General features: G+C 44.7%; 10 protein-coding genes. 1 reads left to right on the top strand and 9 read right to left on the bottom strand.

The window, feature by feature from the left end; all coding sequences use genetic code 11:
• The first annotated feature begins 135 nt into the window (after nucleotides 1-135).
• Entirely contained in the window at nucleotides 136-654 is a 519-nt protein-coding gene (yjgA, locus tag GSF13_RS06955) for a ribosome biogenesis factor YjgA (protein ID WP_211867600.1), read from the top strand.
• Nucleotides 655-755: 101 nt separating this feature from the next.
• Here yjgA and tldD read toward each other — a convergent pair whose 3' ends face one another.
• The 9 genes from tldD to GSF13_RS06910 all read right to left on the bottom strand — a co-directional run bounded on the left by tldD (nucleotide 756) and on the right by GSF13_RS06910 (nucleotide 13422).
• Nucleotides 756-2195 (bottom strand): metalloprotease TldD, encoded by a 1440-nt coding sequence (gene tldD, locus GSF13_RS06950; protein WP_174170500.1) that lies wholly within the window; start codon nucleotides 2193-2195, stop codon nucleotides 756-758.
• A complete protein-coding gene (locus tag GSF13_RS06945) occupies nucleotides 2192-3007 on the bottom strand; it encodes a carbon-nitrogen hydrolase family protein (RefSeq protein ID WP_174170501.1) in 816 nt (271 codons plus the stop codon). Before GSF13_RS06945 ends, tldD begins: the two co-directional genes overlap by 4 nt.
• Nucleotides 3000-6929 (bottom strand): YhdP family protein, encoded by a 3930-nt coding sequence (locus GSF13_RS06940; protein WP_211867598.1) that lies wholly within the window; start codon nucleotides 6927-6929, stop codon nucleotides 3000-3002. Before GSF13_RS06940 ends, GSF13_RS06945 begins: the two co-directional genes overlap by 8 nt.
• Nucleotides 6930-6942: 13 nt before the next feature.
• Nucleotides 6943-8415, bottom strand: coding sequence for a ribonuclease G (rng, locus tag GSF13_RS06935; protein WP_010376650.1), 1473 nt, complete (start codon nucleotides 8413-8415; stop codon nucleotides 6943-6945).
• 3 nt (nucleotides 8416-8418) lie between these two features.
• A complete protein-coding gene (locus GSF13_RS06930; RefSeq protein ID WP_039492943.1) occupies nucleotides 8419-8985 on the bottom strand; it encodes a Maf family protein in 567 nt (188 codons plus the stop codon).
• Nucleotides 8985-9467, bottom strand: a complete 483-nt coding sequence (mreD, locus tag GSF13_RS06925) for a rod shape-determining protein MreD (protein WP_026001073.1) — start codon at nucleotides 9465-9467, stop codon at nucleotides 8985-8987. Before mreD ends, GSF13_RS06930 begins: the two co-directional genes overlap by 1 nt.
• Complete coding sequence (gene mreC, locus GSF13_RS06920; RefSeq protein WP_010376644.1) at nucleotides 9457-10299, bottom strand: rod shape-determining protein MreC; 843 nt, start codon at nucleotides 10297-10299, stop codon at nucleotides 9457-9459. Before mreC ends, mreD begins: the two co-directional genes overlap by 11 nt.
• Nucleotides 10299-11342 carry a rod shape-determining protein gene (locus GSF13_RS06915; protein WP_010376642.1) on the bottom strand — a complete coding sequence of 348 codons (1044 nt, stop codon included), beginning with the start codon at nucleotides 11340-11342 and terminating at the stop codon, nucleotides 10299-10301. The genes mreC and GSF13_RS06915 overlap by 1 nt, the downstream gene beginning before the upstream one ends.
• A gap of 67 nt (nucleotides 11343-11409) precedes the next feature.
• Entirely contained in the window at nucleotides 11410-13422 is a 2013-nt protein-coding gene (locus GSF13_RS06910; protein ID WP_211867596.1) for a formylglycine-generating enzyme family protein, read from the bottom strand.
• Nucleotides 13423-13658 lie beyond the last annotated feature (236 nt).

The raw sequence follows: 13658 nt of genomic DNA, 5'->3' as shown, positions 1-13658 counted from the left end.
GATACCTTATCCGCTCGCTCGTCTAACTAAAACATATTAGTTAATATGCTATCACAGCTACTAACTATTGTAGTGATCAATTGTGGTATACTCTAATGTTAGAGACTTTAATATTTACTAGTATAGACAAGACCGATGGCTAAACACGAGCAAACGACCGAAGAAGAGATTATTTACGTTTCAAAAAGCGAGCTTAAGCGCGAAGCGCTTGAGTTGCATGAACTAGGCTGCGAAATTGCAGGGCTTGGCAAGAAGCAGCGTGAGAAGTTACCTCTAACGGACGAGCTTAAAGAGGCCATGACTGTTGCGGATAGGATCCGTGCTAAAACAGATGCTTACCGTCGTCATATGAACTACATTGCCAAGACATTGCGTAGTACTCCAAATATCGAAGATATTCAGGCTGCGATGGATTTGATGCTAAATAAGAACAATAAAGCAGACGTATTGCTGAATAAGATTGAGCTTATTCGCGATGAAGTGATTGCCAAAGGAGATAGCAAGATTAATGAGCTATTGGATAAGTATCCTGAACTTGAGCGTCAAAAAATGCGCCAGATGGCGCGCCAAGCAAGTAAAGAAGTAAAAGCTGAGAAGCCAGGCAAAGCCTACAAAGAGCTGTTCCAGTATTTAAAAGAAGCGATTATGCCGTAACGCAGTGTTGTGGCTCTGATACAACATAAAAAGGCGCTGATGCGCCTTTTTACTTATGATTAGGGCCTGTTTACCTTTCAAGTTTGTTTTTGCAGGTAGTATTACGCTGTGCCACCGACAGTAATTTCGTCAATCTTCAAACTCGGTTGACCGACTCCCACAGGGACGCTTTGACCATCTTTACCACATACCCCAACGCCTCTATCAAGCGCAAGGTCATTACCTACCATAGAGACCTTTTTCATCACCTCTGGGCCATTGCCAATAAGCGTTGCGCCTTTAATGGGTTGGGTTATCTTACCATTCTCAATTAAGTAGGCTTCAGACGCTGAGAATACAAATTTACCGGAGGTAATATCCACTTGACCACCGCCAAAGTTACTAGCAAAAATGCCTTTATCTACGCTACGAATGATCTCTTCTTGACTGTGCTCACCCGCAAGCATGTAGGTATTTGTCATTCTCGGCATCGGCAAATGGGCATAAGACTCACGACGCGCATTACCTGTAGGCGCCACGCCCATTAAGCTCGCGTTTTGCTTATCTTGCATATAGCCTTTCAAAATACCATTTTCAATCAGTACGTTGTATGCCGCTGGCGTACCTTCATCGTCCACATTCAAAGAGCCGCGACGGTCGGCTATTGTGCCATCATCCACCACAGTACAAAGACTCGAAGCGACTTGTTCACCTATTTTGCCACTGAATGCAGAGGCACCTTTACGGTTAAAATCACCTTCTAGGCCATGTCCAACAGCTTCGTGTAACAAAACGCCCGGCCAACCAGAACCGAGCACCACAGGCATCGCACCTGCTGGTGCATCAATGGCTTCAAGATTCACGCGTGCTTGGCGCACAGCTTCTTTGGCAAACTGCATCCATCTCGGTGCACCGTCTACTAACTCTTTAAAGTAACCATAATCTAAACGCGCACCACCACCGGCACTACCACGCTCTCTGCGACCATTTTTCTCAAGGAGTACCGAACAATTTAAACGTATTAACGGGCGAATGTCGGTTGCAAATGTACCGTCGCTTGCGGCAATTAACACTTCTTCATATACCGCAGACAGCGAACTGACCACTTGCTGCGCCTCAGGCGCTAAATCGCGAATGCACTGTTCAAGCTCTCTAAGTAAAGCCACTTTATCCGCATCACTCATGCTGGTAATTGGCTGTGCTGGTTGAAATTGAATGGGTACTTTTACATCGCTAAATACTTGAACTTTACTGCTTTCGCCAGCTTGCGCAATGCTACGCGCAGCTTCTGCTGCTTTGGTTAACGCTTCAATATTGATGGCATCAGAATAACTAAAGCCAGTCTTCTCACCACTCACTGCACGCACACCAACACCACGTTCGATGTTGTAGCTGCCGTCTTTGACTATGCCGTCTTCCAGCACCCAAGTTTCGTGGTAGCTTGATTGAAAATACAGATCGGCATAATTTACTTTGTGCTGATGAATATACTCGAGAGTCTGTGATAATTGCTCACGTGTCAGCTGGCTATTGGTCAGTAAATTCTGCTCTACATTACTCATAAAAACTCACTTTTAAATCGGTTATGATCCGCAACCGGCATTTTTTGCCGGATCGAATCAAGAAACGCACTATCTAGCTGCTGTGAAATAGGTTCTAAATTCGCACCAGAGTCAATTAAGACTTCACCCCAAGGCGATACAATTAAACTGTGACCATAGGTTTCTCGGCCATTTTCATGACAACCAACTTGCGCGGCTGCAACTACATAGCATTGGTTTTCTATCGCCCTCGCCTGTAATAATGGCTGCCAGTGTGCCTTACCCGTTGCACAGGTAAAAGCACTCGGGACTAAAAATAGCTCAGCTCCCTTCGCTCTCATCATTTGGAACAAACCTGGAAAGCGCAGATCATAACACACGCTTAATCCAATTCTGCCAAATGGACTATCCACTACCACGACATCCTGTCCACGCTCTGTTCGCTCAGACTCTCGGTATTGTTTAGTTTTGTCACTCACATCGGCGTCAAACAGATGGATCTTATTATAGCGTGCTACGATTTCGCCACTCGAATCAAATAAGTAACTCGCAGCCAGATATTTATCGCTCTGGCTTGGTATCGCGATGGTACCTGCCGCCAACCAAATGTTATGTTGTTGACAAAGCGCTGAGAGCTCTTGGAGCAGTGCTTCGTTATGCTGCGCATATTCCCAAGCCTGTTGCGCATTGTCGCAAAACGCCAGCCAAGTTTCAGGTAAACACACTAAGGTTGGCTCTTCCACCACTAACTTAACCAGCTGACTTTTAAGGTAATCTATATTTGTTTGGGGTGCTTTAGCCGAGCACATTGGCAATGCAATCACCTTAGCCATTACCACTTTCCTTATTTTGCGACACAAGAGGTTGCTCACTATGCTTAAGTGTAGCACTTGGATGTGATTCTGAATTCATTGCTGGTGCTTCTTTACTGATATTCTCATCAGCTCCATCTGGCATAGCTTCTTCACTAAGAGGCACAACCGGTTTGGGTAACTCAATTTCTTTACTCTTACGATCAACCTCGGTAACCACCGGCTCTTGCATCGTTCCGGTGATTTTAAAATTAATCTCAGAGATCACTCGCGCCGAGTGGATAACCTTATCTAATGCCAGTGCAGCTAACCCCGTCACAGGGTTCACCGCCCATGCCATAATCACAGGTAAGCTCGACGTGACTTGTGGTGCGACGGCTAAATCATAATTAATTTCGTGAGTATTGAGATCGGCATAGCCACGTATCGTTAGATCCGCAGGCACGCCATCGAGCTTTGAATCTTCAGTGATCGCAATACCATTCGTTAGTTGTACCGAACCACTCATACTGTTATAGAAAAAACCTTTAGAAAACACATCCCTAAAGTCCAAGCGTAACTTTCTGATCAAAGAGTCCAAACTCAGCAATGAAAAGACACGTGCTCCTTTGTCGCTTATTTCTGCCAAGTGGCCCTCTCCTAAGCGCCAAGTCAACTCGCCTCCTAGGCTAGGTAAATCCATTTCGTATGGCGCGCCTTGCCAATTGAGGACAAAATCTATGTTGGCGCGGGAGTCTTTAATTGTCGAAGTAATATCAAACTCATCCGTTAGTTCACCAAAGTCATTGCTGTTTAACGCGCCACTTAGCGTCGTTTTACCTTGCTCAAACCGGCCACTGGCATTGAGTTTATGATCTTTTTTGTCAATCACTAACTCTGAAATATTGAGTCTATTACCATCCCCAAACAACGACATATTGACCTGATCTAACTGATATTCATCAACTTTACAGTCACCGCACACAAATTCGGTTGCAGGTAAGCTCAACAACCAATCTAATGAGTGAACGTCTTTTTCCACTGTCTCTTGCGCTTGCGGCTCCGACTTAGGTAAATTTAGACGTAAATAATCACTATTAATGTGAATAGGCCGGCTTGAGTTTGACGCTGGAATAGCCACTTGTGAGCGCATTTCTTTACTATTGATTTTAAGCTGCATCGCGCCGTCAATCGCGGCCATAGTAAAGTCAACATCATGGAAAGGGATCTCAGAGAATGTTACTTTTGAGAAAGAACCATTTACCTGATTCAGTGCTGGTAGAAATGCAGGGTCGGAACCTGAATTTGGCGCTTTGATAATGCGGTTGATCAGTGGTAACCAAGGCAACAGCTCGACTTCTTGTTGTTTGATTGTGATATCAAAACCGGATGCATTTAAGCCTTCATCTTTACTGCCAATTATCAGGTGTGCATTACGCATCGCACCGGATCCATTTTCAACGATGCCATTAAAATACAATTGATTATCTAGGCTTGCCGTAACAAGATTCGAAATATCATCCCCTAATACTGTGCCGCTTAGCAGTTTAGCTTGATCAGCAGGTTTGCCGAATTGATCGGGTAAGTGACTCGCGATCCCCCGTAAATCACTAGCAAATTTGGCTTTATAGTTAAACCCAGCTTCGGCAAAATTAAGGATAAGCTCAGTGCTCAGCACGCTATTGCCTTCAAAGTAGCCGTCAATAATTCCATTTGCGTGCGGTTGCAGTTGCTCAACCCCAGCTTCAAGACTGACCTTGGTCGTGACTTGATAATTTTGCTTATCTCCGCTCCCTGATAAGTCCAACGACAGGGGCATGTCCAGCCACTTAGCGGTCAAATTATTCACTTTGATAGTGTCATCATCGAAGCTAACCACACCTTTCACTTGCTGTAATTGCATGCCAGGCTTTGCCAAAAAAACAGGATTGTTGTCTAGGTAGATGTCACCTTTAGCATGTACGGCACCTGATTTCAGGTCGACGACCAATTGCACATCCCCTTTTGCATCATCTTTACCTTGAACAATATCTAATATATTCGCGAGTGGATCTGCGAGCGGCGTTGCCGCAAAGAAAGGCTGTAGCGTGCTCGCTTCTGTGGAGTGACTAATATCAACAGTCAGCACATCAGCGTGATTTAGATCCGCAATACTCACAATGACACCCTCATCAATACTTTGATTAACAAGTTCTCCACGGTGTGCGTAGATATCCATTCTTTCGTTTTCGAAGTGTAGTGTGACATCCCCTGAAGTAACGCTAGGCCAATCCGGTGCAAAACCAAAAGTAATATCATTCAAACGTGATTTAACTTCAAACTGACCTTGCTTATCAGCGAATGGAAATTGTGAAAGCGCCCCACTCAGTAAGACTTGAGTCTGCAAGTGCTGACCACCTTGGATCCCTGCTTCTAAATAGTCAACTAAGCTTTTACGCATAATACTGACAGGAAAGTACTGTGAAGCGATTTCACCACGCCCACCGAGTAGCTCCGCATATAAATCAAGCCGAGGGTCATCTGATAACTGCAAGGAAAATTCTGTAGCTAACGCTACGTCTTGATTACTAAGCCAAAAGTTGGGACTGGAAACTTGCCAGCCTTGTGCTTGTTGATTGCGAATATAGACATCACCACTGAGCTGCTGGAGCTTAATATTATCTTTGAAGGTCTCTTTGGATAGTAATTCAGTTTGTTCAGCACTTAAATTGAGCCTAACTTGCTCATCAGTCGCACTCACCTCTAATCTGGTACCATAAATTCCCGGGATCCCATGAAATGGCTCAAAAGCTATCTCTTCAATAACTCCCCATGCCGCAAAAGCGTTATTAGTACCAAGACTGAATTTCGCTGCGCTCAGTTGACCATTGGGATTCATGCCATACAGCAAATCTCGTCCAGGGAATTTAGCAAGTTGTGCTAACTCAGCTAAAAAGTTGGCGTTAATATCCTTTAACCAAAAGGTCTTGTTATCTTTATGCCATTTCGCTTCAAATAAAATAGGAGCAAGCGCTTCTAGATTGCGACTAAACTGGATACCACTACTTTGCACCCACCAACCTTGCTGATCTGGCTTTAACAGAAATTGCGCATCGTCTAATACCAATGAGCGCTGATTTTCGTCTTCTTGCCAAGTCAACGTACTGGGTTTGATATCCACTGTAATATCTTGCAACGTACCTTGCTCAAAGCCTAGCCATAGCTGAGCATTGATGTCTGCTTTAAGATCAGGATGTGCTAAGGTGATAAGCTCTTCTAACCAATCGACCGGATTAACCTTATCCGCGGATACATAGATATTCCCCGCCAATTCACGTAGCTTTCGCCCCGACAAAGAAAGACGAGCGTTAAACTGGCCTTGAGAAAACCCAGGTAATGCGATTTCTCCTGCCCCCTCATGTAATGCACTAGAGTTTTGCCACACCAAATCTTTCAATAATAAACTGTGGGTCTTACCACTAGAAAAGGTGATATTAAGACGACTGTTTTGCACCGCAAAATGCCCAACATCACCTAAGAAAAGGCTTTCAATTAATGCTTGCTGCTCAAAAGCACCTTGATCTTGAGCCGCGCTTAATTTGCTCAGATCTATATCGGCCTCAAACCCTTCCAGTACAAAATAGTTAGATGCGATCTGCATTTGTCGTACAGACTCAAATACATTGAGCTGCAAAGAGGTTTTGGCAATATTAATGGAGATTGGCGAGTCTTTATTGTCTTTAAAAGAGAGCGATTCCAACACCAGAGCAGGCCCATTGCCTTCCCAACTCGCACTGATCTGGCCAATACTAATATCAACATTCAGTTGCTTTTGGATCAGCGCTTCGATGTTACTTCTATAATCATTAACATAGGGCAAGGCGTACTTCAGCGCAGACACCAGCACCGCGAGTGTCACTAAAGTGATCGCAAATATTTGCCACGCTTTACGCAGGCAGAAAAAACAGACGGCCTTAGCCTGCATGTACCGCTACCCTTTACATCATTACTACATCAAACTGCTCTTGGCTATATAAGCTCTCAGTTTGAATGCTAACCTGCTTACCAATAAATAATTCAAGCTCAGCTAAATTATGATACTCATCGTTGATCAAGGCTTCGCTCACCGCTGGCGAGGCATAAACCATAAACTTGTCGGCATCATAAGCACGATTCACACGCACGATTTCCCGTAGGATCTCATAACAAACGGTTTCGACCGTTTTTAGTGAACCACGACCGGAGCAAGATGGACACACATCACAAAGAATATGCTCTAGACTTTCGCGCGTGCGCTTGCGGGTCATTTCTACAAGACCAAGTGCAGAGAGTCCATTGATATTGGCTTTCGCTCGGTCTTTAGACAACGCAGTTTCTAAAGAGTGCAATACTCGGCGTTTATGCTCGTCAGATACCATATCAATAAAGTCGATAATAATGATACCACCAAGGTTTCGTAACCTTAGTTGCCGCGCAATTGCTGACGTTGCTTCAACATTGGTATTAAAAATCGTCTCTTCGAGGTTACGATGGCCAACGAACGCGCCAGTATTGACATCAACCGTTGTCATTGCTTCTGTTTGGTCAATGATAAGGTAGCCACCAGACTTTAACTCAACCTTTCGATGTAGTGCCTTTTGGATCTCAGTTTCAACATCAAACAAGTCAAAAATGGGACGCTCACCTGGGTAATACTCAAGTGCACTTGCGAGCTGGGGAACAAACTCTTCAGTGAAAAGTTTTAGCTCTTGGTAAGTTAACTTTGAGTCAACACGGATACGCTCCATGTCCTCACCAACATAATCACGCAAGGTGCGAAATGCTAAGGTAAGATCCTCATGCAAAATTTTTGCTTTGCTCGTTTTGCGGCGGCGAGTTACAATTTTCTGCCAAAGCTTTTTCAAAAACTCCGCATCATGCTGTAACTCTGCTTCCGAAGCGCCTTCAGCAGCGGTACGAACGATAAAACCACCGTTTTCGTCATTATATTGTGCAACGATCTCTTTTAACCGGTCACGCTCTTGTTCGGTTTCAATACGTTGACTCACTCCCACATGCGTCGCATCAGGCATAAACACCAAATAACGTGAGGGAATAGTGATATCCGTTGTCAATCTAGCGCCTTTTGTGCCAAGCGGATCTTTGACTACTTGTACCATAATGAACTGGCCTTGTTTCACCAGCTCACGAATGTCCTGCACTTTCTTAACTGGGGACTCGGCCACCCCCTCTTCGATAGAAGCGCTGTTCACGATATCTGACGCATGTAGAAATGCCGCTTTTTCCAAGCCGATGTCCACAAAAGCAGCCTGCATACCAGGAAGAACTCGGCTTACTTTGCCAAGATAAATATTACCGACGATGCCTAGGTTACCGATCCGTTCAACTTGAACTTCTTGCAGCACCCCATTTTCGATTAAGGCTACGCGACTTTCACTTGGGGTGACGTTGATTAGTAGTTCGCTACTCATATTTTATTTTAAAAACCGTTGAATTAATTCGTCTGTCTCATATAAAGGTAAGCCGACAACTGCAAAATAGCTACCTTGGATCTCAGTTACAAAGCGTCCACCTACCCCTTGGATCCCGTAACCACCCGCTTTATCTTGCGGCTCGTTGGTGTCCCAGTAGGCATCAATTTCAGTTTCGCTCAGCGTTTTAAAAGTCACATTGGTCACAATCACATCGCTCAGTACTTTGCTTGTATCTGCAAGTGCAATCGCCGTCATCACCTGATGCGTATGACCAGAAAGACGCTGCATCATCGCTTTGAAATCCGCTTTATCACGAGGCTTACCAAGCGCTTCTCCGTCAATGACAACCACTGTGTCACTGCCAAGAACCGGCTTGTCGGTATACCCTAGCGCCACACCTGATTGCGCTTTTAAACACGCTAAACGCTCTACAAGCTGTAATGCGCTTTCATCGTCTAGCGGACTTTCGTCAGCATCAACACTAAATTGCTCGAACGAATAGCCCAGCTGAGAAAGTAGCGCTTTGCGACGCGGAGAAGCCGAAGCTAAATATAAAGAGATAGACATTATCTGATCCTAAACTGTCTACGATATTTTCTCAGCAGTGGGAATATCCACAGCCAGCACACCATGCCCGTAACCGCAGGCCACAGATAATGCGGGTTAAAGTAGATATCAAGCAAGAAATGATTAAGCCAAAATTGTAACAAATGATAGAGCGCGAGAAATAGCCCGATCAGCACTGCTTGCTGCCAGATGGAGAAATTACGAATTTTCTGAAAGTTGCTGGCGGTAATATAAATACAAATGGAATAGGTCAACGAGTTCACCCCGAGTGGCGCGCCCATCGCTAAATCTATTATCAGGCCAGTCATCCAAGCCCAACCAATATTCACACGGTGAGGGACGGCCAAAGACCAGTACATCAACACCAATAATACCCAGTCAGGACGAAATGGTTCAAGTGAAAAAGGCAACGGCATAAGTGCCATGATTAACGCAACAAAGACACTCAATGCAATCAATAAGTTGCTATGTTTACTCATGATTTATTGCCTCTTGGCTGCGTTTACCTAACACCACGAGTAAGCGAATGCGATCTAGTTGTGCAATCGGCTCTGCCTGTACTTGTGCAAATGGTAGGCCTTCGTCTCGGTCTATCTCAGTAACTACAGCCACCGGATAGCCTTCAGGGAAAGTACCACCAAGCCCGGAAGTGACCAACACATCGCCAATGCGAATATCCATGCTATGCGGTACATGAGCAAGGCGAACATTATTGATTTTACCCGTCCCCTCAACCACAGTGCGAACGTCATTACGCAATATTCTGACCGGTGTCGCATGGGTGGTATCTGTCATAAGCAGCACTCTTGAGGTCGTTGTACCGACTTGAGTTAGCTGCCCAACAATGCCCATTTCGTCAATAACAGCCTGCCCTTCGCTTATCCCATCAATAGTACCGCGATTAATCACCACCTGATGACTATAAGGGTTCGAATGAACAGACAACACTTGAGATATTAAACGTTGATTGGTTTCCCTAGCCGAAGCACCTAATAAGGCGCGCAATTCTTGATTTTCTTTTTGCAAAAACTGAAGTTGCTGTAATTGCTCACTCTGTATTAATTGTTTTTCTCTGAGTGCTTGGTTTTCTTGTTGCAGCTTTTCTCTGGTATTGAGACTTTTCAGGCCCAAGTTGAACGCTTCATAAGGAATGTTAGCAACGTACAGTAGCGGACTGACCAAAGTGTTTAAACTGGTTCGCACCATAGTCCCACCAACTGTGTAACGGTCACCAATGATCAGAATAATACTAAGCACAACTGCGACAGTAAGTCGCAGTTGTAAAGGAACGGTTCGGCCAAATAATAAATTCATCAGTCGTAACTAAATACGTCACCACCGTGCATGTCTATCATCTCTAACGCTTTACCACCACCTCTTGCCACACAAGTTAATGGATCATCGGCAACCACCACTGGAATACCGGTTTCTTCCATCAACAAACGGTCTAAGTCTTTGAGTAATGCGCCACCACCTGTTAATACCATGCCGTGGGCAGAAATATCAGAGGCAAGCTCTGGTGGCGACTGCTCTAGCGCAACCATTACTGCACTTACAATCCCCATCAAAGGCTCTTGTAACGCTTCTAGGATTTCATGTGAGTTGAGTGTGAAAGAGCGTGGCACACCCTCAGCTAAGTTACGGCCGCGAACTTCAATCTCAATCGGCGTTTCACTCTTAAACGCTGAGCCTATTTCATGTTTGATATGCTCAGCCGTCGCTTCACCAATCAGGCTTCCGAAGTTGCGACGTACATAGTTAATAATCGCTTCATCAAACTTATCACCACCGATACGTACTGAAGACGAATAAACAACACCATTTAGTGAGATAATCGCCACTTCCGTCGTACCACCACCGATATCAACAACCATTGAACCCGTTGCTTCAGATACTGGTAAGCCAGCACCAATTGCAGCAGCCATTGGCTCTTCAATTAAGTACACTTCACGTGCACCAGCACCCATTGCGGATTCACGGATAGCACGCTTTTCAACTTGCGTTGCACCACAAGGTACGCAAATAAGTACACGAGGGCTTGGACGCATGAAGTTATTATTGTGCACCTGTTTGATAAAGTGCTGTAACATTTTTTCTGTTACATAGAAGTCTGCAATCACCCCGTCTTTCATCGGGCGAATAGCTTTGATGTTACCCGGCGTTCGACCTAGCATTTGCTTAGCCGCAGTACCCACTGATGCAACGCTTTTTGGGCCACCAGCTCGCTCCTGACGAATTGCCACCACCGATGGCTCATTCAGTACGATGCCTTCTTCTTTTACATAAATAAGTGTGTTTGCCGTCCCTAAATCGATAGAGAGATCGTTAGAAAATAATCCGCGTAATTTTTTAAACATGAGGCTGGGTGACCTTTCAGAATTCTGTCAAACAAAGCAGCATCACCTGCTGCTCTTAATTTACTACTTATCGCTCTCGAACAAGTCGAAAACCTATATAATTCGCTCTAAAATCTGGCGCTAACGCTAAGCGAGTTGACACTCGAGCCAAACTCGGCGCGAAGTTCCATGCACCGCCACGCACTGTAACATCGCTCTGAGAAGCACGCTTTTGCGTCCACTCCCAAACGTTTCCTACAGTATCATATAAGCCATAGCTATTCGGTGAAAATTGGGCAACTGGTGAAGGACTTTTATTAGACCACTCACTGCCACACCAACCACAATTAGCTAGGTTTCTTCCGATTTCATTACCCCATGGGTACTCAGATGCAGTGCCTGCACGCGCCGCATATTCCCATTCAACTTCATTGGGTAATCTAAATTGCTGCCCTTTTTCACCAGATAACCAGTTGGCATATGCTTTGGCATCGTCATAGGCAACACACACAACGGGAAAATTATCTGATTGCTCGTAACCTGGGTTTTCCCAATTATATTCAAGCTCCCAAACCGGCTCGCCATTTTTATAGTATGCGCAGCCTTTACCTTGTTCGGCTAAGGTTTTATATCCTGTGCTTTGCGCAAAACGGCGAAAAGCCGCCACTGTAACCTCAGTGCTCTGCATGGCATATGAATGGCTCAACACTTTTTCAACAACGGGACGCTCATTTGGTAAACCATTACCCGTCAGGTCGCCCATTTTAAAAGTGCCCGCAGGGATAATAGCTAGCTCATTTTCGGTGGTTGCTACGGCGACCACTTGTACTTGTTGCGCTTCAGGCTCAGGCTTTTTCGTTACAACAGACGTTACCGATTGGCGTTTCTTCACCAATTTCGCATTAATGGTTTGCGCAGCTCGTAGGTTAATGCGTGCTTTATAAGGTTCATAACCTAATTTCCGGATCTCAACATCATAAAATCCAGCAGGAATTGCTACTGTCGTTTTTGTCGCGCCGTAACTGACTCCATTAATAAATACTTCGTCGTCGTAAACATTTGATCTTAAAGTTAACTCGACTGTTTTATCAGCCGTTTGTGACTTTTTTACAAGAGGGGTCTCCACGACGGGCTGCTTTGTAATAGTCGCAACTTCAACCGGCTCACTTTGTTCGTCCGAAAAAGTCAGTTGATTATCACTGTAGACTGTCGAGTAGTTCGACTGGTAATTTACGGCAAGCGGAGTGCCATACTCAGCACAATAACGATTGTCTAAGCTCAACAAGTTACATAAGCGGCTGCTATTTACATCACCACGCATCGTCACACTGAGGTTAACGTTGTAGTTGCCTTGTCCACTAAACCCACTATTTACAACATGGCTGCTAACCACTTGAACCTGCGCGCCAGCCATATTGCGTTTTGGCTCAACAACACGACTCTCGGTTAGGTTTGCAAAAATCTGGTCAATAAAGCGCTTGGTTGCTTTTTGAAGCCCCATTTGCTGACCACGCTGTTCACAAGCCGCCAAGGTCTCTGTGCGTTTACAGTTAATCGTGTGATCTACTTCTAGTGTACCTTCACGAGTAAACTCATTACGTAGTCGCTCTACTCGCGCTGTGCCAAGCTGATCTTTTAAGTTTTCAAGCGTATTTACTAAGGTGTGCTTAGTCACACGGACTTGCTCAATATCTTTACGTTGTGATGCAATCGCCGCAATTTGCATCGCAATGTCTTCTTTGTTCTGCTTGTGATCTGTCACAGCTTGTTGATACCGCGTTTGCGCAGAAGAAATATCAATGGAAGGATCATCAATTAGCCGACGATACAACTCATTCATTGCATCTAAGGCCTGATTTTTTTCTTTGTCTAACTCACCTGAACGTTTTCTCAATAACTCAAGTTGAGACTGCAGACGCGTTTCCTCTGCTAGGTGTTTTTCTAAAACGACCGAGTATCTGTCTAATTCGCTTTGCTTGTTAGACAATTCAGACTCGATGGCAGTGACCGTTGCAGTATCTTGCGCCATAGCGCTTTGAGCAACAGTACCCATGGCCAGGATCGAGGCCGAGACAATAAAAGTTAAAGGAGCAATTCGCATATGTTCCATTCCCAACAGCGGCAATTGTTTGGTCTTGTTATTTCTTATAGTTAGGGCTCTATGCTATGTACTTACAAAGTAAAACACAAGCTTTGCACAATTAATATCTGAGTTTACAACTATTAACCAGCGTCTTGCCAGTTTTTAGCTGAGATTTTGTCTATTTTTCTCTAACATCGCGATGTGTTACTAATTCAAGTCCAAAATAGAAGATAGGTAATCAAGGATGTATGATA

The organism is Pseudoalteromonas sp. M8 (assembly GCF_018141365.1).
GTDB lineage: Bacteria > Pseudomonadota > Gammaproteobacteria > Enterobacterales > Alteromonadaceae > Pseudoalteromonas.
Note: the sequence above shows the minus strand (reverse complement) of the source record. Positions and strands in the feature narration are given on the sequence as shown.

What these genes read in the sequence shown, in the direction of transcription:
- GSF13_RS06945 (WP_174170501.1), bottom strand. Translation starts at nt 3,007, where the DNA reads ATGGCTAAGGTGATTGCATTGCCAATGTGCTCGGCTAAAGCACCCCAA.
- mreC (WP_010376644.1), bottom strand. Translation starts at nt 10,299, where the DNA reads ATGAATTTATTATTTGGCCGAACCGTTCCTTTACAACTGCGACTTACT.
- tldD (WP_174170500.1), bottom strand. Translation starts at nt 2,195, where the DNA reads ATGAGTAATGTAGAGCAGAATTTACTGACCAATAGCCAGCTGACACGT.
- GSF13_RS06940 (WP_211867598.1), bottom strand. Translation starts at nt 6,929, where the DNA reads ATGCAGGCTAAGGCCGTCTGTTTTTTCTGCCTGCGTAAAGCGTGGCAA.
- GSF13_RS06910 (WP_211867596.1), bottom strand. Translation starts at nt 13,422, where the DNA reads ATGCGAATTGCTCCTTTAACTTTTATTGTCTCGGCCTCGATCCTGGCC.
- GSF13_RS06915 (WP_010376642.1), bottom strand. Translation starts at nt 11,342, where the DNA reads ATGTTTAAAAAATTACGCGGATTATTTTCTAACGATCTCTCTATCGAT.
- GSF13_RS06930 (WP_039492943.1), bottom strand. Translation starts at nt 8,985, where the DNA reads ATGTCTATCTCTTTATATTTAGCTTCGGCTTCTCCGCGTCGCAAAGCG.
- rng (WP_010376650.1), bottom strand. Translation starts at nt 8,415, where the DNA reads ATGAGTAGCGAACTACTAATCAACGTCACCCCAAGTGAAAGTCGCGTA.
- yjgA (WP_211867600.1), top strand. Translation starts at nt 136, where the DNA reads ATGGCTAAACACGAGCAAACGACCGAAGAAGAGATTATTTACGTTTCA.